Source organism: Flavobacterium sp. (assembly GCF_044357305.1).
Taxonomy (GTDB): domain Bacteria; phylum Bacteroidota; class Bacteroidia; order Flavobacteriales; family Flavobacteriaceae; genus Flavobacterium.
In genome coordinates this window covers 235,091-256,321 of the sequence record NZ_JBIKPS010000001.1, presented here as the reverse complement: position 1 = coordinate 256,321, position 21,231 = coordinate 235,091, and the positions used below count along the sequence as shown (strand labels likewise).

Annotated in this window: 21 protein-coding genes and 1 tRNA gene; 10 read left to right on the top strand and 12 right to left on the bottom strand. The window is 30.9% G+C overall.

The features are described 5' to 3' along the window. The first annotated feature begins 2 nt into the window (after positions 1 to 2). Positions 3 to 1,115, top strand: coding sequence for an RNA polymerase sigma factor (locus ACIQ2J_RS01135; protein ID WP_396165674.1), 1,113 nt, complete (start codon positions 3 to 5; stop codon positions 1,113 to 1,115). Further along, entirely contained in the window at positions 1,102 to 2,013 is a 912-nt protein-coding gene (locus tag ACIQ2J_RS01130) for a hypothetical protein (RefSeq protein ID WP_396165672.1), read from the top strand. Before ACIQ2J_RS01135 ends, ACIQ2J_RS01130 begins: the two co-directional genes overlap by 14 nt. Here the strand turns inward: ACIQ2J_RS01130 and ACIQ2J_RS01125 are convergent. From ACIQ2J_RS01125 to ACIQ2J_RS01100, 6 genes are all read right to left on the bottom strand, one after another. Then, positions 2,008 to 4,134 (bottom strand): Tex family protein, encoded by a 2,127-nt coding sequence (locus ACIQ2J_RS01125; protein WP_396165670.1) that lies wholly within the window; start codon positions 4,132 to 4,134, stop codon positions 2,008 to 2,010. The genes ACIQ2J_RS01130 and ACIQ2J_RS01125 overlap by 6 nt on opposite strands. 35 nt (positions 4,135 to 4,169) lie before the next feature. After that, positions 4,170 to 4,730: a DUF4870 domain-containing protein gene (locus ACIQ2J_RS01120; protein WP_396165668.1), complete on the bottom strand. Its 561-nt coding sequence runs from the start codon at positions 4,728 to 4,730 to the stop codon at positions 4,170 to 4,172. Positions 4,731 to 4,841: 111 nt separating this feature from the next. Beyond that, the gene (locus ACIQ2J_RS01115) at positions 4,842 to 5,984 is read right to left on the bottom strand and encodes an ATP-binding protein (protein WP_396165664.1); all 1,143 of its coding nucleotides are present in this window, start codon (positions 5,982 to 5,984) and stop codon (positions 4,842 to 4,844) included. Between the two features lie 148 nt (positions 5,985 to 6,132). Continuing rightward, positions 6,133 to 6,564, bottom strand: a complete 432-nt coding sequence (gene rpiB / locus ACIQ2J_RS01110) for a ribose 5-phosphate isomerase B (RefSeq protein ID WP_396165661.1) — start codon at positions 6,562 to 6,564, stop codon at positions 6,133 to 6,135. After that, the gene (locus ACIQ2J_RS01105; protein ID WP_396165658.1) at positions 6,561 to 7,589 is read right to left on the bottom strand and encodes a YhcG family protein; all 1,029 of its coding nucleotides are present in this window, start codon (positions 7,587 to 7,589) and stop codon (positions 6,561 to 6,563) included. The genes rpiB and ACIQ2J_RS01105 overlap by 4 nt, the downstream gene beginning before the upstream one ends. 688 nt (positions 7,590 to 8,277) lie before the next feature. Beyond that, positions 8,278 to 8,511, bottom strand: coding sequence for a DUF2007 domain-containing protein (locus ACIQ2J_RS01100; RefSeq protein ID WP_396165655.1), 234 nt, complete (start codon positions 8,509 to 8,511; stop codon positions 8,278 to 8,280). Positions 8,512 to 8,675: 164 nt separating this feature from the next. Here ACIQ2J_RS01100 and rnr point away from each other — a divergent pair, with 164 nt between their 5' ends. From rnr to ACIQ2J_RS01080, 4 genes are all read left to right on the top strand, one after another. Further along, positions 8,676 to 10,856 (top strand): ribonuclease R, encoded by a 2,181-nt coding sequence (rnr, locus tag ACIQ2J_RS01095; RefSeq protein ID WP_396165652.1) that lies wholly within the window; start codon positions 8,676 to 8,678, stop codon positions 10,854 to 10,856. Between the two features lie 131 nt (positions 10,857 to 10,987). Next, on the top strand, positions 10,988 to 12,166 hold the full coding sequence (locus tag ACIQ2J_RS01090) for an ATP-binding protein (protein WP_396165650.1): 1,179 nt from the start codon (positions 10,988 to 10,990) through the stop codon (positions 12,164 to 12,166). Positions 12,167 to 12,182: 16 nt separating this feature from the next. Next, positions 12,183 to 12,848, top strand: coding sequence for a head GIN domain-containing protein (locus ACIQ2J_RS01085; RefSeq protein WP_396165647.1), 666 nt, complete (start codon positions 12,183 to 12,185; stop codon positions 12,846 to 12,848). A 64-nt stretch (positions 12,849 to 12,912) separates the two neighbouring features. Continuing rightward, positions 12,913 to 13,596: a LysE family translocator gene (locus ACIQ2J_RS01080; protein ID WP_396165645.1), complete on the top strand. Its 684-nt coding sequence runs from the start codon at positions 12,913 to 12,915 to the stop codon at positions 13,594 to 13,596. A 525-nt stretch (positions 13,597 to 14,121) separates the two neighbouring features. Here ACIQ2J_RS01080 and ACIQ2J_RS01075 read toward each other — a convergent pair. From ACIQ2J_RS01075 to ACIQ2J_RS01060, 4 genes are all read right to left on the bottom strand, one after another. Then, a tRNA-Cys gene (locus ACIQ2J_RS01075) sits at positions 14,122 to 14,192 on the bottom strand. 115 nt (positions 14,193 to 14,307) lie between these two features. Beyond that, positions 14,308 to 14,667 carry a dihydroneopterin aldolase gene (gene folB, locus ACIQ2J_RS01070; RefSeq protein ID WP_396165641.1) on the bottom strand — a complete coding sequence of 120 codons (360 nt, stop codon included), beginning with the start codon at positions 14,665 to 14,667 and terminating at the stop codon, positions 14,308 to 14,310. 2 nt (positions 14,668 to 14,669) lie between these two features. Further along, positions 14,670 to 14,969 carry a hypothetical protein gene (locus ACIQ2J_RS01065; protein ID WP_396165639.1) on the bottom strand — a complete coding sequence of 100 codons (300 nt, stop codon included), beginning with the start codon at positions 14,967 to 14,969 and terminating at the stop codon, positions 14,670 to 14,672. After that, a complete protein-coding gene (locus tag ACIQ2J_RS01060; RefSeq protein WP_396165637.1) occupies positions 14,959 to 15,177 on the bottom strand; it encodes a hypothetical protein in 219 nt (72 codons plus the stop codon). The genes ACIQ2J_RS01065 and ACIQ2J_RS01060 overlap by 11 nt, the downstream gene beginning before the upstream one ends. A 114-nt stretch (positions 15,178 to 15,291) precedes the next feature. Here ACIQ2J_RS01060 and ACIQ2J_RS01055 point away from each other — a divergent pair, with 114 nt between their 5' ends. The 4 genes from ACIQ2J_RS01055 to ACIQ2J_RS01040 all read left to right on the top strand — a co-directional run bounded on the left by ACIQ2J_RS01055 (position 15,292) and on the right by ACIQ2J_RS01040 (position 18,609). Continuing rightward, positions 15,292 to 17,388: a glutamine--tRNA ligase/YqeY domain fusion protein gene (locus ACIQ2J_RS01055; protein ID WP_396165635.1), complete on the top strand. Its 2,097-nt coding sequence runs from the start codon at positions 15,292 to 15,294 to the stop codon at positions 17,386 to 17,388. A gap of 284 nt (positions 17,389 to 17,672) precedes the next feature. Next, entirely contained in the window at positions 17,673 to 18,002 is a 330-nt protein-coding gene (locus ACIQ2J_RS01050) for a YtxH domain-containing protein (protein WP_396165632.1), read from the top strand. Continuing rightward, positions 18,002 to 18,352 (top strand): competence protein, encoded by a 351-nt coding sequence (locus ACIQ2J_RS01045; RefSeq protein ID WP_396165630.1) that lies wholly within the window; start codon positions 18,002 to 18,004, stop codon positions 18,350 to 18,352. The genes ACIQ2J_RS01050 and ACIQ2J_RS01045 overlap by 1 nt, the downstream gene beginning before the upstream one ends. 2 nt (positions 18,353 to 18,354) lie before the next feature. Next, positions 18,355 to 18,609 (top strand): DUF6327 family protein, encoded by a 255-nt coding sequence (locus ACIQ2J_RS01040; protein ID WP_396165628.1) that lies wholly within the window; start codon positions 18,355 to 18,357, stop codon positions 18,607 to 18,609. Positions 18,610 to 18,638: 29 nt separating this feature from the next. Here the strand turns inward: ACIQ2J_RS01040 and ACIQ2J_RS01035 are convergent, their stop codons facing one another. Continuing rightward, a complete protein-coding gene (locus tag ACIQ2J_RS01035) occupies positions 18,639 to 19,625 on the bottom strand; it encodes an SPFH domain-containing protein (protein ID WP_396165626.1) in 987 nt (328 codons plus the stop codon). 81 nt (positions 19,626 to 19,706) lie between these two features. Then, positions 19,707 to 21,215, bottom strand: coding sequence for a glutamate--tRNA ligase (gene gltX / locus ACIQ2J_RS01030; protein WP_396165624.1), 1,509 nt, complete (start codon positions 21,213 to 21,215; stop codon positions 19,707 to 19,709). Positions 21,216 to 21,231: the final 16 nt, after the last annotated feature.

Sequence of the window (21,231 nt, the reverse complement as noted above, 5' to 3'; positions counted from 1 at the left end):
CTATGAGCACCATAAACTGGAACGAAACTTATACCAACATTTCCCCAAAACTCTTGGGGATTTGTCGTAGGTATATTAAAGATAATGCCGCTGCCGAAGATATTGTGCAAGATTCTTTTATTGTTGCCATTCAAAAAGAAAATACACTTAAAGATGCCAATGCTTTAAATGGTTGGTTGAGCAGAATCGTGATTAATATGGCGATTCATTATCTTAAAGAAACAAAAAAAATAAATTTCTCAACTTCAGATTTTGATTTGGTTGATAATTCAACACTTATGAACACATTAGAACTAGATAATAAAAGTGCTATTTTGGCATCCGATATCGACCGAAACGATATTTTGGAAGCTATTGATAGTTTGCCTGAACATCATAAATCGGTTTTCAATATGTATGTTATTGATCAATTTTCGCATAACGAAATTTCTCAAATATTGGCCATTTCGGTTGGAACTTCAAAGTCTAATTTGTCTAGAGCTAGAAAAGCCATTCAAGTTTATTTATTTGAAAAATTAAAAGAAAAAACCTTTGATGAAAAAAAGAAACGTCGCATTGCTTTCTTATTATTTTTTGGTCTTGAAAATAGAATGTTTGCTAATTTCTTCAAATCTAAATTTTTAGATTTTGAAATTGTAACTCAAAAACCACTTTCGCTGTTACCAAAAAAAGTGGCTGTTCCTAATCAATTTGTTGGTTTACCAAAAACAGTTTCAATTTATAAAATTTTAGTATTTAGTGTTGGTTTTATTGCTTCGTTTGGTATTGGATTTTATTTTTTTATTACTGATTCAAAAACCAATAATTCAACACAAAAGCTAAATGAAATTGTAATTGAAAATAAATTAGAAAACAATACTAATCCATCAATTACAACAAAAATTGATTCCATTAAAACCGAATTGGTATCACAAAAAAAAGTTGCTGAAAAAGTTATTTCCAACAGAATAATTTCAACTAAAAAAGACAAAAACACTATTCAAAATCGCATTTCAAAAGAAGATAAAAAAGCAATTGTAGCAGTGAAAAAGGATTCGGTAAAAGCCGAAAAACCTAAAGTTATTGTTATCAAAAAACAAATTATAAAACGCGATACTATTTATGTTACCAAATAAAATTTTGCTTCTTTTTTTATTGTTTACAAGTGTTGCTTTTTCTCAAGAAAAAAAAGTGGACACCGTTTATGTTTATGAAGAAGTCATTGTTCACGACACGATTTATATTGAAAAATCTCTAAATGAACTAAAACTCGAAAATGTTATTTTTACAAAAGGCGAAAATAACGAAAAGGATAAATTAGAAATAACGAAAAACGGCAAGAAAATTCAAATTCAAGTGGATTCAACCAATATTATTTTGCCAAAAATAAAACCGAAAGAACATATAAAAAGTTGGTTTTTTGGCGGAAAATTACTGCTCGGAATAGCAAATAATAGTTTGTTTAAAGAATTAAATGCGCCAACAAACATAGGTTCTGGTTTAGGAATTTGGATTAAGAAGCAACTTTTTAATCCTAATTTTTTCGTTGGATTTGGTTTTGACGGATTGTATTTTACAAGTCCGTTTTCGTTTGATGCTTCGCAAAATGATAGCGCTCTGAATGGTTATTATTTTACAGAAAATAATCAACCAAAACTATTTCAATCTGTTGAAAACAAACATTTTCAAATGCAAATTCCAATTCAATTCTATTACAAAATAAAGAAATTTACACCTTCAATAGGATTGTTTGCTAGTGTTAGCAATTACAAAGCAGCTTTCAAAGGCTCGTCTGGAAGTTTGCCTTTATCGCTTGATGAAACTCAAATTTACAAAGCACAAGCCATACAAGTTGGTTATTTGGTCGAATTGCACCATGAACTTACAAAACATATTTCGGTAGGAATAAATTTCAGTTCCGGAAAATCAAACAATTTAGTTTTCGTAAATAAATACGATAATACCCAGTCGTTTAAAACTCAAAATAGTTTTACCGAAAATAGATTGTTATTGCAGTTGCGTTATAAGTTATAACACCATCGTCAACTGAATTCGTTTCCTCTCTTCATCTACGGCAACTACTTTTACTTGAACGTGTTGGTGTAATTTCACCACTTCATTCACATCGGAAACAAAACCGGCTTTGAGTTGTGAAATATGAACTAAGCCACTTTCTTTTACACCTATATCTACAAAACATCCAAAGGCTGTAATGTTGTTTACAATTCCTGGTAAAATCATGCCGGTTCGAACGTCTTTTATCGTCTTTACATTGGGATCAAATTCAAAAACTTTGGCTGCTTTTCTTGGGTCTAATCCCGGTTTTACTAATTCTTTTAAAATGTCTTTTATTCCTAATATTCCGATGGTTTCGGTAACGTAATTTTCAGGTTGTAATAAAGTGATTTTCTCTTTATTGGCAATCAATTCGTTAACGGAAATTTTTAAATTCATAGCCATTTTTTCTATGACAGGATACGCTTCTGGATGCACTGCCGAATTGTCTAGCGGATTTTTTCCATCTTTAATTCGGATAAATGCTGCCGCCTGTTGGTAGGCTTTATCTCCTAAACGCGGCACTTTTTTTAATTGTTTTCGATCTTCAAACGGACCATTTTCGGAACGAAATAAAACTATATTTTCGGCGGTCTTCTCCCCTATTCCACTCACATAACTCAACAACGATTTACTAGCCGTATTGATATTTATTCCCACCGAATTCACACAGCGAACCACCACGGTATCTAGTTCTTCTTTCAATTTAGTTTGGTCTACATCGTGTTGGTATTGCCCCACTCCTATTGACTTAGCGTCAATTTTTACTAACTCTGCCAATGGGTCGGAAAGTCGTCTTCCAATAGAAACCGAACCTCGAACGGTTACATCGTAATTTGGGAATTCATCGCGCGCAATTTTACTTGCCGAATATACCGAGGCTCCTGCTTCGGAAACCACAAAAACTTGAACGGGTTTGTCAAAGGAGATTTTTTTAATAAAAAATTCGGTTTCTCTTGAGGCCGTTCCGTTTCCGATGGAAATCGCTTCAATGTTGTAAGCATTTACCATCGATTTTATTTTCTTCATTGCCATAGAATTTTCGTTCTGTGGCTGGTGCGGATAGATGGTTTCGTTGTATAATAAATCGCCTTTTTCGTCAAGGCAAACTATTTTGCAACCACTTCTAAAACCAGGATCGATGGCTAAAATTCGTTTTTCTCCCAAGGGTGGTGCCAACAATAATTGACCTAAATTACTGGCAAAAACATCAATAGCGGTTTTATCTGCTTTGGCTTTGGCTTCTTGCAGCGTTTCATTAGAAATAGCTGGGTGAAGCAGTCGTTTATAGCTGTCTTCAATAGCAAGTTGCACATGCGAAATGGATGGACTGTTGCTGTTTTTGATGACAATTCCATCAATTAAATCGTAGGTTTCTTCAAGATCTATTTCGATTTTAATTTTAACAAAACCTTCGTTTTCTGCACGAAGCATTGCTAATAATCTATGGGAAGGTGCTTTGGCTAATGGTTCGGCCCAATCAAAATATTGAGAGAATTTTTGAGCGGCTTCTTCTTCGGCTTTCTTTTTTACAACTTTAACTTCTATAATTGCTTTTCTAGTATATAATCTTCGCAAACTTTGACGAACTGCAATATTCTCATTAATCCATTCGGCAACAATGTCTCTTGCACCTTGTAGGGCTCCGTCTTCGTTACTAACGTTTTTGTTTATATATTGGGTTGCCAAGAAATCTACATCGTCATTTCTTTGTAATAAAATTAAATTTGCCAAAGGTTCTAATCCGTTTTCACGTGCAACGTCGGCACGGGTTTTTTTCTTCTTTTTATACGGCAAATACAAATCTTCTATTTCCTGCAAATCAAAACTTTTCTCAATTCTTGCCTTTAATTCTGGTGAAAGTTGCCCTTGTTCTTCAATAGTTTTCAGAATGCTTTCTTTGCGTTTTTCTATTTCTGCAAATTGCTTGGAAAGTTTGGAAATGTTTTCAATTTGAACCTCATCCAAATTGCCTGTTTGGTCTTTTCTATAACGAGAAATAAACGGAATAGTACAATCTTCATTTAGCAATTTTAAAGTTGCTTCAATGTTTTTAGGTGTTGTGTTTACTTGGGTTTGGATGAAATTTATGTTGGTCATTTTTATTAATAATTTTATATTTCTTTAATGATTTATTATTTAACAAACTTTATTGGATTTGGGTAAAATAATTTGATTTTTCTTTTTAATACTGAAATTGCACAAAATAAAGCAAAGATTACATTTAATATAATTAATGAGAAGTAAATAATAAATAAAATTTCTGGTTTGTGAGAAGTAAAAGCGTAATACATTGAAATACCAAAAATAAAAGTATTAACAAAAGAAAATACTATTTGAAAATTAAGAATATTCTTTCCTTGTTTGTTAACATCATAAATACTATCTTTTTTATTAATCCATAGAATTAAAGGAAAAATGATATTTCCGAGAGGGATAATTATCACAGAAAGTACTGAAAAATGTAAAAAAAATAAATAGAAAGAATCTTCAATTTTTCCATAATCAACAAGCTCTTCAATTGGGATTTTTAGTGCCTCACAAATTTGTTTTAATGTATTTCCTCTTGGTTCATTTTCGTCTTTTTCAATTCGTTGTAATGTTCTTAAATTGATTTTTGATAAATCTGAAAGCTCTTCTTGAGTCATTCCTTTTTGCTTTCTAATTTTTGAAATTTTTGATCCAATAGTTTCCATAATATAGTTTTTAAAATTTCTTCAAAATTAGATAGCATTAAATATTTTGTTTTACGGTTTTTTTACGACATGTTTACGACATTTGTGTCAAAACATTTGTTTCCAATGTGTTTACGTTATAAATTCTAAATAATTCTGCTTATTAATAATTTCAAAAGTGGCTTCTGGATACGCTTTTGCAAAAGCGGTAGGGATTTTAACTTTTCGGTTTTCATTCCATTTGAATTCAAAACCTGCCAAGTTATCGCCTTTTTCTTCCAACCAATCCAATTCTTGTTGATCGTAGGTGCGCCAAAAATAATTGTTGGTTCTTGTTTTTTCGTAATGCTGTTTTTTTATTCTTTCTGAGGCTAAATAATTTTCCCAAAGTCCGCCTATGTCGTTGCGGTTTTCAATTTTATTAAAATTATTTATAATACCATTTCTAATGCCATTGTCGTAGAAATACCATCGAGAGGATTTTACCACCTCTTTTCGAAGATTACGGCTAAAACCTTCTACTTTAAACAAAACAAAAACTTTAGCAAGTAAGTCTAAATAATTAGCAACGGTGTTTTTGGAAATTTGCAATTGTGTTGCTAGTTCTAGTAATGAAACTTCTTGCCCGATTTGAAATGCAATTAAACGCAATAAATCATAGACTTTATTAGAATGTTTGATGCCTTCAAAAATTAAGATATCTTTTAATAAATAGGAGTTTATAATTTCGGCTATATAATCTTCCTTACTTTCCCAATCATCATACTGTTCAAGTTCGGGATAACTTCCAAATAGTAATCTTTGCTCAAGATTTTCAATGGTTTCTTTATAATTTTCTTTTTCACAAAACTCCATTTGTGCTAATGGAAATAAATACATGGTATTTTTTCTTCCTACTAAAGGCTCGCCTAAATTGTTGGATAGATCAAAAACTGATGATCCTGTTGCAATAATTTTTATACCCTCAATTGAATCGACAATCAATTTCAAAACCATTCCTATATCTGGAATGTTTTGAGCTTCATCAATAACTAACAAATTTACGTTTGCCAAAAGACGTTTGTAGTTACTAACCGATCGTTCTTTTAGCAGATTCACATTGTTTTTATCTTCTCCATTTAATTGCAAATACGTTTCTGTTGGGATTGACTTGAGATAATTTTTAATCAAATCCGTTTTTCCAACACGTCTAGCCCCTAATAAAATCAATACTTTGTTTGGTAACACCTTTTTGTGAAATTCTGCTAAAACGGCTCTTTTATAGTAATTTAACATTTCAATTTCTTTAGAATTCAAATACAAATGTAATAAAAAAATGTAAATTTAGTCAGTGTGTTGACTAAATTAATGTAAATTTAGTCAGTATGTTGACTAAATTAATGTAAATTCAGTCAATTAACATCGCATGTTTAATCCAAATAAATTAAGAACGACTTATTTTATCTACCCTTGTTGCATGTCTTCCTCCTTCAAAATTGGTGTTTAAAAAAGTATCTACAATTTCTATTGCTTGCGGTATTGAAGTAAATCGCGCCGGAATACTTACCACGTTTGCATTATTATGCTGGCGCGCTAGCGCCGAAATTTCTTTGGTCCAACAAAGTGCCGCACGAATTCCTTGGTGTTTGTTGGCTGTCATAGCTATTCCGTTTCCAGAACCACAAATTACAATTCCTAAATCGGCTTTTCCAGATGCTACATCGGTAGCAACCGGATGCCCAAAATCGGGATAATCTACACTATCTTCTGTATCGGTTCCGTAGTTAATAACTTCATGTCCTTTAGAGGTTAAAAAGGCAACAATTGCTTTTTTATAATCTGGTCCTGCGTGGTCGTTTCCGATGGAGATTTTCATTCGTTTTTATTTTTTAATTCGTTTTCTATTTCTTCAATTGTTGGTAAACTGCTTTTAAATTCCTCTGGTAGAATTTCTGTTAATTGAAATTCACTAATTCCAATTGGTTTATTTAAATCTCGTAAGGCAAATTCTGCTTCAATGTTATCCTTATCTCTGCACAACAATAATCCAATAGTAGGTTTATCTTCGTTTGTTTTTAATAAAGTATCAATGGCAGATAAATAAAAATTTATTTTGCCAGCATATTCTGGTATAAACTTGGTGTTTTTTAATTCAATAACCATGTAACATTTTAATCTTATGTGATAAAAAAGTAAATCAATAGAATAATCGTTTTCTGCAATAGCAAAACGATATTGTTGTGCTACAAAAGCAAAACCTTTTCCTAATTCTAATAAAAATTTCTTTAAATGTTGAATTAACTGATTTTCAATATCTTTTTCTTTAGCCCTTGTTGCTATTGTTAAAAAGTCAAAAATATATGGATCTTTTAAAGTTTGTTCTGCTAAATCAGAAAAAGGTTCGGGTAATGTATTTTTGAAATTAGTAATAGCTTTTCCTTTTCTTTCAAACAAGTTTGTTTTTATTTGAAGTGCTAAAATATCTCTACTCCAATTGTTTTCAATAGTTTGTTGAATATAAAAATGAGCTTCCTTAATGTCTTTTGATTTACTGAAAATCAATATGTTATGTCCCCAAGGAATTTGGGCAACAAGCTGTTGCCTAATTATAGAATTATTATAAAAAGAATGAAAATTTCGAATGTATTTTAAATTTCTAATGGAAAAACCTTTTATTTCAGGAAATTCCTCTTTTAAATCTAATGAAATTTTGTCAATTAATTTATCTCCCCAATTATAAAATTCTTGCTTTTCAGAAATCATTTTACCTAATTCCCAATAAAATTCTATTAGTGCAGAATTAACTGAAATCGCAGCTTTTATTTGAACCGAACGAACTTGATTTTTTAGTTCGTTTATCCAAATTTTATACTCTAAATTGGGTTTATTATCTTCTAACATATTTATTAAATAACAAATACAAATTTAGCAATTCTTATTAGTAAATCGATTTCAATTTGGTAAAAATATAACTACTTGATTTACTTGTAATAAGGTTTTTAGATTACTGAGAAATCTATTTAAGTAACTGGTAATCATTACATATTATTTAATTCAAATGTTAATTTTTTAAATTGTTAATAGCGGTTTACAATTCGTTGATATTCAGTTAACTTTAAATTAATAACTTTTGTTGATAACTTAGGAAAGAAAATAAGAAGTTTTTAGTGCTTGTATTGGTAAAATTTGTAATCCAAAATAGGATTGAGAAAATCTAATTTAGTTTGGTGTTTTTTTATAAAAGTTATCCATAATAAAAAGTACTTTTTCAACAGAAATAAACAACTAAAGTTATTTACAAAAACTATAATTTTTCACTTGTTAACAACTGTTTATTACTTTTAAAATTTAGTTCAAAATGAATGCTTTATCTTCTTAAAACTATGTTAATAAATAGGTATAAAAAAGTATAACCATAAAATAAAGAAAATTAAATTAAAGTTATTGTACTAATTAACATGCTATAATAACCATCATAAATTAATTTAAATTTAAAATTTCTTTTTGTTGTTTTTAATAGATGTTGAAAACTTTCAAATTTATTAGAGACTAAAAAGAACAGATTCCTACGGAATGACAAAATGGTATTCTATACAATTTCTAAATTAGTATTCAAGTCATTTAAAATTTCTTGAACTATTTCAAAATCTTTGGGATGTACTTTTAATTGAATTCCGCCAAAAGCGTAACTTGCCAATGGATTCACTGAAACTAAATTTTCATTTTGAAATAAATACGGAATTCCTTCATTATCTAAAATAGATTTAAGAACCAGTATTTCATGTGGAAAATTAAAGATTGCAATAGTTTCGAATTCTACCATTTTGGTTAATTTAGTTTTTAAAATTTAATTCAAATTTAAACTAAACTTTACTAATTCTATACCTTGTTAACTTTTATAAAAGTTATATTTTCGATAAATCTTAATACTTAATTCTTTAATCTTAATACTTCTTCGTAATTTTAAACCTTATTAAGAAAAAGATTATGAGTAAAATACCGAAAAAATTTGGAAGTAAAGAGAAAACATTCTCTGAAAAGATATTAAAAATACTATCACAAAACGCAAATAAACCCTTCAATTACAAACAAATATGTGCTGTTCTTGAATTGACCGATACTAAAAGCAGAAACGAAATCATTAAAGATTTAAAAATTCTTGCTGCTCAAAAAGTTATTATTGAAATAGATCCTGGAAATTATTTAGTGAAAGCAGTAAGTCAAGATTACTACGAAGGAACGATTGACATGACTTCTAGAAGAACTGCCTATTTCATCTGCCCTGAATTTGAAACCGATGTTTTTATTCCTACCAATAATTTAAACCATGCGTTAGATAAAGATAAAGTTAGAGTTTATGTTTATAACCGTCGTAAAGGAAAAAAGCCAGAAGGGGAAGTTATAGAAATTTTAGAAAGAGCTAAAACCGAATTCGTTGGCGTTATTGATATTCAAAAGAATTTTGCTTTTGTATCTACTGCTAATGCTAAAATGTATACCGATATTTTTATTTCGAAAGATAAATACAACGGAGCAGAACAAGGCGATGTGGTGGTTGTAAAAATTGAAGATTGGCCTAAAAAAGCCGATTCTCCTTTTGGAACTGTACTAAAAGTTTTAGGAAAACCAGGGGAACACGATACCGAAATTCATGCAATTTTAGCCGAATATGGTTTACCTTATGATTTCCCTGTGGAAGTAGAAGTTTTTGCACAAAAAATAGATACTGCTATTCATCCAGAAGAAATTGCTAAACGTCGCGATATGCGCGATACCTTGACGTATACTATAGATCCAAAAGATGCTAAAGATTTTGATGATGCTTTATCGTTTAAAAAATTAGAAAATGGAAATTACGAAATTGGAATTCATATTGCTGATGTTTCGCATTATTTACAAGAAGGAACTATCCTGGATGATGAAGCCTACAACAGAGGAACTTCGGTTTATTTAGTAGATCGAGTGGTGCCAATGTTGCCCGAAGTTTTGTCTAATTTTGCTTGTTCGCTTCGTCCGAATGAAGAAAAATATACCTTTTCTTCTATTTTCGAAATAGATCATAAAGCAACTGTTATAAACCAATGGTTCGGTAGAACGGTAATTAATTCCGATCAACGTTTTTCGTATGAAGAAGCACAAGTTATTATTGAAACAAAATCTTCTACAATTCCAGCAGAAATTTCATTGACAGGAAAAGAATATAAAGCTTCTGATGAGATCACCGAAGCGACTTTAAAACTAGATGAATTAGCAAAAATTCTTCGAAGAAATAGAATGAATAATGGCGCAATATCGTTTGATAAAGTAGAAGTTAAATTCAATTTAGATGAAAACGGCGAACCGGAAGGTGTTTACTTTAAAGTTTCTAAAGATGCCAATCATTTGATAGAAGAATTCATGCTTTTAGCCAATAGAAAAGTTGCAGAATACATCGGAAAACAAAAGAAAACCTTCATTTATAGAATTCACGATGAGCCAAACGAAGATAAGTTATTTGCTATGCAGGCTTTGATTTCTAAATTTGGATATAAAATCGATTTACGCGATAAAAAAGATATTTCTAAATCGTTAAACCAATTAATGTCAGACGTTAACGGAAAGAAAGAGCAAAATCTTATTGATACGTTAGCCATTAGAACCATGAGTAAAGCCAAATATTCGACAGAAAATATTGGTCACTATGGTTTGGCTTTTGATTACTACAGCCATTTTACCTCGCCAATTAGACGTTATCCGGATGTTATGGTACATCGTTTACTGCAATACTATTTGGATGAAGGAAAAAGCGCCGATGCCGAAGTTTATGAAGAAAAATGTGTGCATTCCTCCAATATGGAAAGTTTAGCAACCAATGCCGAACGCGATTCTATCAAGTACATGCAAATTAAATACATGCAAGATCATAAAGATCAAGAATTCCTTGGTGTTATTTCAGGTGTTACCGAATGGGGAATTTATGTTGAAATTGTAGAAAATAAATGCGAAGGAATGTGTAGAATCCGTGAAATTAAAGACGATTATTACACTTTTGATGAAAAACAATATGCTTTAGTTGGAGAAATTTCTAAACAATTATTACAATTAGGCGACGAAGTTTACGTTAAAGTAAAGAATGCGGACTTAGTTAAAAAACAATTGGATTTTTCTTTTTTAAGAAAAAACGAATAAGAAAAACATTATTTTATTATATGGTTAGCAAATAGTGTTACTATTTGTAAAGCTAACTTAGCAAATAGTAATACTATTTGTAAAGTATACTATTATTTTTTATTACTTTTGTAATATTAAATTAGATAATAATGAATTTTAAAAGAAAGATATTCAGTGATTTAGAAAAACATTTATCAAAGAAACAAGTTACAGTTCTAACTGGAATGCGACGAACAGGGAAAACCACATTAGTAAAACAACTAATGGAAGCGTCAAATATTGAACAAAAACTTTTTTTTGATTTAGAAAAACTAGAAGATAGAGACCGATTTGATATAAGAAATTACGACTTAATTATAACAAGATTAAGCGAAGAAGGAATAGATTTTTCAAGAAAAGTAATGATTTGTATTGATGAAATTCAATTATTATTAAATATTCCGAGTGTAATTAAATATTTATACGATCATTATGATATTAAATTTATTGTAACCGGTTCAAGTTCTTATTATATTAAAAATAAGTTTCAAGAATCAATGGCCGGACGAAAGAGAATTTTTGAAATTTTCCCTTTAGATTTTGGCGATTATTTAACTTTTAAAAAATATAACTATAAATCGACTGAAAATCTACTATTATTAGAAAACACTCTATCTGTTACTGAAGAGCTTCAAAAACATTATGAAGATTATTGCTCTTTTGGTGGATTTCCAGAAGTAGTAGTAACAAATGATATTTCAGAAAAAAAAGATTTATTACAAGATATTTTAAGTTCTTATATTAATATTGATTTAATTCAAATTGCGGATATTAAGAAGATTCCAGAATTACGACATATTATCAAACTTTTAGCAACTAGAATAGGATCTAAATTAGACATATCCAAGATAGCAAATACGGTAAATTTATCTCGCCCAACTGTTGAAAATTATATTTATTTATTAGAAAACACGTATTTTATTAAAACCATCCCGGTATATTCATTAAATGCAGATAGAGAAATAGTTAAAGCAAGAAAAGTATATTTTCTTGATAATGGAATTGCATCACAATTTGCAGAATTAAGTAGTGGTTCTAAGTTTGAAAATGCCATTTTTAATCAATTACATCATTTTGGAGAAGTGAGTTATTATCAATTAAAAACAGGTCAAGAAATTGATTTTATTATAAACAAAGAAATTGCTTTTGAAGTAAAAGAAACTGCGCAAGAAATTGATTATAGAAAAATGATGAACCTTGCTAAAAATGTAAATATTAAAAAAGGTTTTGTACTTGGGAAAAACAATGTTTCCTTCCAAAATTTTATTTGGGGTGGAATGATTAAATAATTTAAAATAATTTAAGATGAAAAAAATAGTTTATAGTTTATTATTAATCAGTTCTATAGCCTTTTCTCAAACCGAGAAAAATGTTGGCGATTTTAATAAAGTAACCGCTTTTGACCAAATAGATGTTACCTTAATTCCTGGAAAAGAGAATAAGGTTCTACTGACTGGAAGTGGTTCTGAAGAAGTTGAGTTAGTTAACAAAAATGGCGAATTAAAAATCAGAATGCCTCTAACTAGATTGTTAGACGGTGATAATGTTTCGGCAACGGTTTATTATAAAAAAATTGATGCTGTTGAAGCCAATGAAGGTTCTAGAATAGCAAGTGAAGCAACATTTACAGCTACTTCATTTGATATAAAAGCCAAAGAAGGTTCTCAAATAAAAATAAAACTTCAAGTAGATAGATTAACTGTAAGAGTTGCTAATGGATCTACAATTAACCTTTCAGGAACCGCTAAAAATCAAGAGGTTTTAGTGAATTCAGGTGGGATTTATGAAGCCCAAAAACTAGTTACTAATCAATCGGTTATTACGGTTAACGCGGGTGGAGAATCGGATGTTTATGCTACCGATTTAGTGGAGGCTAAGGTACGTGCTGGAGGAGATATTATTATTTACGGAAAGCCAAAACAAATCAACCAAAAGATAGTTGCAGGCGGAACAATTAAAGAAGCAAATTAGATTTTATTTTAATTTCTAATTAATAAATGCTAATTTGCAGAATAATTTACGTTAAAAAATAAGTATGTTACAAGATATTGCTGCTGCTATTATCCCAGGTATTATTTTAAGTTTTATGATTGGTCCAGTTTTCTTTGTATTACTGGAAACTAGTGTTGTTAAAGGTTTTAAAGCGGCAATTGTATTTGATTTAGGAGTAGTTCTTGCAGATATTATCTTTATATTAATTGCTTATTTTAGTAGTTATAGATTAATTCAAAGCATTAAAGATGATCCAGCATTATTTATTTTCGGAGGATTAGTAATGCTCACTTACGGTATAATTTCGCTAATAAAAAATAAAAAAGCCGAGAAAAATATTGACGAAGAAGATCCAACAGAATTAGCTAAAAATAATTATTTTTCCTTATTTATTAAAGGGTTTTTCTTAAATTTTATCAATGTTGGCGTTCTTGGATATTGGTTATTAATTTTAATTACAATAGGTCCAAGATTAAAATTAGATCCAACTCGAATGTCTACTTTTTTAGCTACCATGGTTATTACTTATTTTATTACTGATATTTTTAAAATTATAGCTGCCAAACAATTACGAACTAAATTAAACCCTAAAAATATTCTCCTTATTAAAAAATTCATAAGTATTGTTTTGATAATTTCGGGAGTTTTTATTCTCTCACAAGGTTTGTTACCTAAAGACAAACAGATAGTTACTAAAGCCGCTGAGGATATAGAAAACAACAGATAAACTTTTCTCTTTACTTATTCTTTATTTTAATATTAGTAACATTAAGATGAGATTCCTACGGAATGACAACTTTGCGAATATTCTTTGTGATTTGAACCTAACTTTAATTAATTTTTTCTAAAAATTTGAAACAAAAAACCCACAAGCTTCCTTGAAGTTTTAATAGGCATCGTCCGGATTCGAACATAACTTTAATTAATTTTTTCTAAAAATTTAAAATAAAAAAATCCTCTCGATTGAGAGGATTTTAAGAAGAGGCATCGTCCGGATTCGAAGATAACTTTAATTAATTTTTTCTAAAAATTTAAAATAAAAAAATCCTCTCGATTGAGAGGATTTTAAGAAGAGGCATCGTCCGGATTCGAACCTTACTTTAATTAATTTTTACTAAAAATTTACAATATAAAAACCCTAAAGTTTCCTTGAAGGTTTCAGAGGCATCGTCCAGATTCGAACATAACTTTAATTAATTTTTTCTAAAAATTTGAAACAAAAAAAGAGCTACATTTCTGTAACTCTTTTCAGAGGCATCGTCCGGATTCGAACCGGAGTAGGAGCTTTTGCAGAGCCCAGCCTAGCCGCTCGGCCACGACGCCAATTATTTATTGGATTGCAAATATAATATAAAAATTCCAAAATGCAAATTCCAAATTCCATTTAGAAAAATATACTTTTTAAAGTTGGAATTTGGAATTTTAAAAATTAAAATTTTTAGGTTCTATATTCTTCCATTTCAATAGTAACCGCTTCAACATCACCACCAATAGGAGGATTTAGTTTAGAAACCGAAAGTATAATTCGGGAAACCGATGGTATTTCTTTAAAGATTCTAACAATGATTCTGTTGGCAACATGTTCCAATAATTTAGATCGAATGTCCATTTCGTCCACCACAATCTGATTTAAAAGCACATAATCTACCGTATCTTTTATATCGTCTGATAGTGAAGATTTACGTAAATCGGTTTTAATTTCTAGATCTACTCTGTAGTCTGATCCAATTTTTCCCTCTTCTTCCAAGCATCCGTGAAAGGAAAAAGTTCTTATATTTTGTAATTTAATCGTTCCCATAATTATATTTTTATTCTTGTTACTAATGGATTTTGATAATTACAAATTACGGCTTGAATATTAACTATTTTGTTAATTTCATCAACCGTAAAATGAATTGAATAGGGAAACTTTTTTAATGGTAATATTCTAATAACGTCATATTTTTGTTCAAAAAAAGGAACGTTGTATAATGTATTTAAATGATTTTCATATTCAGTAATAAATCTTTCTCCTAAACCGTTTTGAATACTTTCATAATACAAATAGGCCTCTTCTATTTCTAAATCGGCACGTTTTAGAATAGTAACATTAAACTCCATATTTTACCTTCAAATTTTTTAAGGCAATTCCAGCGTCAATATAATCTTCTGGTTTTGAATTTTTTAATCTTTCTAAAACGATTTCCTGTTGCCATAAAGGTACTTCGTTTTTTTCCTTTTCCTTAATCGACACATCTGGAATATGCTTAAAAAACTCAATAAAGGAATCATAAAACTCATCAGGAATTGTTACAGTTAATTGTCTCATGGTCATATATATTTATACAAAAATACAAAATATTTTTAATGCTTTTGGAAACATATTTTTTAAATATTTATTTTCTAATCTCTTTCTTTATCTTTGTAATCTAATTAATTCAAAATGCCAACAGAAGAAAAGTCTTTAAATTTTATAGAACAAATCATAGAAGACAGTTTAGCAAGCGGTTTTCAACAAGATAAATTGCGCTTTCGTTTTCCGCCTGAGCCCAATGGTTATTTGCATATTGGTCATGCCAAATCTATTTGTTTGAATTTCGGACTAGGATTACGTTACAACGCACCAGTAAATTTGCGTTTTGATGATACCAATCCTGCCAAAGAAGAGCAAGAATATGTAGATGCTATTAAAGAAGATTTACTTTGGTTAGGCTTCAACTGGGCCGAAGAACGTTATGCTTCTGATTATTTCCAACAGTTGTACGACTGGGCTGTGTTGCTGATTAAAAATGGTAAAGCCTATGTGGATAGTCAATCTTCGGAAGATATGGCGGCTCAAAAAGGAACACCAACCCAACCAGGAGTGGATGGCCCTTATAGAAATCGTTCTATTGAAGAGAATTTGACTTTATTTGAAGCTATGAAAAACGGTGATTTTCCAGAAGGAAGCCACGTTTTGAGAGCTAAAATTGACATGACTTCTAAGAATATGTTGCTGCGCGATCCGTTAATGTATCGGGTTTTGCACCGTCATCATCATCGTACAGGAAACGATTGGAAAATCTACCCAATGTATGATTACGCACACGGCGAAAGTGATTATATAGAACAAATTTCGCACTCTATTTGCACCTTAGAATTTGTAATGCACCGCGAATTATACAATTGGTTTTTAGATCAAATTTCTGATGACACGAAAGTGCGTCCAAACCAATACGAATTTGCTCGTTTGAACTTGAATTACACCGTTATGAGCAAACGAAAATTATTACAATTGGTTCAAGAAAATATTGTAAACGGTTGGGATGACCCAAGAATGCCAACTATTTCTGGTTTGCGTCGTCGTGGTTATACGGCTAAATCGATTCGTAATTTCTGTGAAACGATAGGAGTTGCTAAACGAGAAAACGTAATTGATGTTTCGCTTTTGGAGTTTTGTTTACGAGAAGATTTAAACAAAACGGCTCCAAGAGTTATGGCTGTCTTAGATCCTGTGAAGTTGGTAATTACCAATTATCCGGAAGGAAAAGAAGAGTGGTTGGAAGCCGAAAATAACCAAGAAGATGAAGCTGCAGGTTTTAGAAAAGTACCGTTTTCTCGCGAATTATATATTGAAAGAGAAGACTTTCTTGAAGTGGCACCTGCTAAATTTTTCAGATTAAGTATCGGAAACGAAGTACGTCTTAAAAATGGATACATCATTAAAGGGGAATCCGTTACTAAAGATGCCAATGGCGTTATCACCGAAATTCAAGTCACTTATGATGAAGATTCGCGTTCCGGAAGTGGAAGTGAAGCTAGTCAAAGAAAAGTGGCTGGAACCTTGCATTGGGTTTCTATTTCGCACGCAATTGAAGCAGAAGTTCGACTTTATGATCGATTGTTTATTGACGAAGCACCCGATTCGCACAAAGAGAAAAACTTCTTAGATTTTATGAATACTACTTCGTTAGAAATAGTGAAAGGATTTGTAGAACCAAGCCTTGCCGACGTAAAATCTAATGATAAATTTCAGTTCCAACGATTGGGTTATTTTAATGTTGATAAAGACACCACAGCTTCTAAATTAGTATTTAACAAAACCGTTGGACTAAAAGATGCTTGGGAAGAAAAAGGCAAAAAAGAAGAAAATTTATTGATGAATACCCTAAAGGAAATCAATAAATATGTAAAAGAAAAAGACGAAACTGCCGCCGAAATCATCCTAAAACCAATTGTAGATAATATTAAAAGTATTGATAATTATAGTTTAATCATCAACACAACTGTTAAGAATATCAAGAACGACAACAACGCTTTATTGTTTGCAAATTTGATTTTAAAGTATTCTGATAAAGTTGCTGCTAAAGATATTGAAATGGAACCTTTAACTAAATTGTACACCATGTCTTTAAAAAGTCAATTGGTTTCGGTTCGGATTTTAGTTTTGGAAAATTTAAAAGAAGATTCGGTGAATTTAAATAATTTTCAAGTTCAACTTTCTGAATTAAAAAATTCTGAAAAAAATGAAAAAGTTTTAGAATTATTGAAAACAATCTAAATTTTATTCAAATAGATTTTTTATATCAAAAACTCACTTGACAGTGGGTTTTTCTTATTATTAGAAAAACCTATGAGCATTCGTTTTCTATAGATAATTACAATTAAAATCGACCTTCATAAATGGCGTTTAATCCACTTTCTTTATTTCGACCACTTTGTTTACCTCTTTGTTGTTTTGGCTGATTAATTAGCTTCCAAATAAGTATTATTTCTTTAACGACATATTAACAGCACGATGTTATTTAATTTTGTAATTTTAGTATAATTAAAAATAATAAAGTTATGTCAAGTAAAACAAGTAGCAGTGTAATTGCCCTTTTGGCAGGAGCTGCAATAGGAGCAGGGTTGGGAATTTTATTTGCACCCGATAAAGGATCTAAAACTAGAAAAAAAATTAAAGACGGCTTGGATGACTTCAAAAATCAAGCGCGTGACAAATGGGAAACTTTGGAAGAAGACACCAAAGAAAAATTTTCTAGAACTAAAGACGATTTGAAAGAAACAGTTGAAAATTTACTTTCGGATACTAGCTATAAAGCCGAAGAAGCAATTTCTTTTTTGGAAGAAAAATTAGCTGAACTTAAAAGAGAAAACGCCAAATTACAGAAATAATGGCATTTGAAGAACTAAAAGAAAATACCCAAGCCGTTCAGGAAAATACCAAGGCCTATATAGAAAGCAGTATTGCTTACTATAAACTTTGGGGTTTTAAGGTAGCGATGAAGTCAACTACTTTGATGCTTAAGTTTTTCTTGATTTCTATTTGTTTGATGATTGTTTTGCTTTTTGTTTCCGTTGCCGGTTCCTTGGCAATTGGCAATTTGTTGGACAGTTACGCTTTGGGCTTTTTAATTGTTGCAGGAATTTATGTAGTGTTGGCATTCCTTTTATTTTTAGTAAAAGATAAAATTGTGGAAGGTCCAATATTAGAAAAATTCTCCGAAATATTTTTTAACGACTAATTATGGAAACCAAAAAATATTCATCCTATCAACAAATTGAAGAAGATTTAGAAATTCTGAAATTGGAACGTGAAATTTATTATCAAAAGACGCTTTTGAGTATTGATAAAACGAAAGAAAGTATTTTTCCGTCAAGATCAATTTCTTTTCTTGGAACGATTTATCAAAAGGTCTTTTCGGGCACTTATGGCACTATTTTAAAGATAGCCATTCCGTATGTTGTCAATTGGTATATAAACAGAAAAAGAGGCAATTAGGCCTCTTTTTTTTGTCTTAATATATAAATTTATATTTCTTCTGTTGGATTAGAAGTATCCGATGGATTGTAATCTGCTGCAGTATGGTCGTTTTTTTTCTTTGCTCTTTTTGGTTGATTCTTCATTGTTTCCCCAATTTGGTTACTCGCAGAAAAACTTGCTACCATATTGTTCAACATATCACTTCCGGCTTGTGGTGAATTTGGTAGCAATATTAAATTAGAATTTGTGTCAGCACCAATTGCCTGTAAAGTATCATAGTGTTGTGTTACTACAATCAATGCTGATGCTTCTTGCGAGTTAATTCCAACCGAATTTAAAACTTCTACACTTTCTACTAATCCGCGGGCAATTTCTCTTCTTTGATCTGCAATACCTTGACCTTGCAGTTTTTTACTTTCAGCCTCCGCTTTAGCTTTAGCTACAATTCTAATTCTTTGAGCTTCTGATTCGAATTCAGCTGCCGTTTTTTCTCTATCGGCGGCATTAATTCTATTCATCGCATTTTTAACTTGAATATCTGGATCAATATCAGTAACTAACGTATTGATAATATCATATCCATAAGTGGTCATGGCTTCATTCAACTCACGTTTTACAGCAATTGCAATATCGTCTTTTCTCACAAAAACGTCGTCCAAAATCAATTTTGGAACTTCAGCACGAACTACGTCAAACACATAAGCCGTAATTTGATCATGAGGATATTCTAATTTGTAAAAAGCTTCATAAACCTTGTCTTGAATTACTTTAAATTGAACAGAAACTTTCATTTTGATAAACACGTTATCCTTAGTTTTGGTTTCAATTAACACATCCAGTTGTTGAATTCTTAAATTTACTCTACCTGCAATTCGGTCAATAATTGGAATTTTAAGCTGTAAACCAGAATTTCGGATACTTGTAAATTTGCCGAATCGTTCTATAACTACAGCAGTTTGTTGTTTAACAGTAAAGAAAGAAGAGAATAGAATAATAAGTCCGAAGACTAATAAAAAAATAAGAAAAGGTCCCATATAATTTAATTAAGTATTAGTATAGATTATACGTTAGTTATCTATAAAAGTTACAATATTAATTTACAGATATTCCTTTTGCTATAAACTAGTAATCGCTTTTTCCAATCTTTTTATGGTTTCGTCTTTTCCAATGACTTCAATAATATCAAATAGGTGAGGACCCTTTAGCGCTCCAACCAAACTTAATCGAAAAGGTTGCATTACTTTTCCCATCCCAATTTCGTTTTTGGTCATCCAATCTTTAACGATTGTTTCAATAGTTATCGAAGTGAAATCTCCAATATTTTCTAATACCGAAATTAATTGCTGCATTAAATTAGGCGTTTCTTCTTTCCAATTTTTAGCAGCCTTTTCATCATACGATGTTGGAGCAACAAAGAAATAATCGGATAATTCCCAAAATTCAGAAACAAAGTTGGCACGTTCTTTTATTAAGGAAACTATTTTTTTAACATCGAGTTGCGTCGAAATTTCTTTTTCAATCAAAATAGGAGCGAAGGCTTTTGTCAGACTTTCATCGCTTTGTTCTTGTAAATAATTGTGGTTGAACCATTTATTTTTTTCTGGATCAAATTTTGCTCCTGCTTTATGCACTCGATTCAAATCAAATTTTTCACACAATTCTTCCAAGGTAAATATCTCTTGTTCGGTTCCGTCATTCCATCCCAATAAAGCTAAGAAATTCACTACGGCTTCTGGGAAAAACCCTTTTTCTCTATAACCTGACGAAATTGTCATGCTGGAAGCATCTTTCCATTCCAAAGGAAAGACTGGAAACCCCATTTTATCACCATCGCGTTTGGATAATTTTCCGTTTCCGATAGGTTTTAAAATCAAAGGTAAATGAGCGAATTCTGGCGCTTCCCAATTAAATGCTTTGTATAACAAACTGTGCAACGGCATCGATGGCAACCATTCTTCGCCACGAATTACATGCGAAGTTTCCATTAAATGATCGTCTACAATATTCGCCAAATGATAGGTTGGCATGCCATCCGACTTGAATAAAACCTTATCGTCTAACAAATTTGTTTCAAATTTTATATCGCCACGAATGATGTCGTGCAAATGCAAGGTTTCATTAACCGGAGTCTTAAATCGGATGACATAATCTTCGCCAGCGGCAATTCGTTTATCGGTTGCTTCTTTAGAAATTACTAATGAAGTATCCAATTTTTCTCGATTGTGCCAGTTGTAAATGAAGGTTTTTCCTTCGGCTTCGTGCTGTTTTCTATGCGCATCCAAAGCTTCGGCAGTATCAAAAGCATAATATGCCCAACCCGAATGAATCAATTGGTCGGCATATTGTTTGTAAATTTCTTTTCGTTCCGATTGACGGTAAGGTCCAAATTTTTCGTTTTTGTCAACGGTTTCGCTTGGCGCAATACCCAACCATTCCAAGGCTTCCATAATATAGGCTTCGGCACCAGGTACAAAACGATTTTGATCGGTATCTTCAATCCTTAAATAGAAAACGCCATTATTTTTTTTAGCAAATAAATAATTGAATAGGGCAGTTCTAACACCACCAATATGTAAAGGTCCAGTTGGACTTGGTGCAAAACGCACACGAACTTGTTTTGACATTGTAGTAAAATTTGAT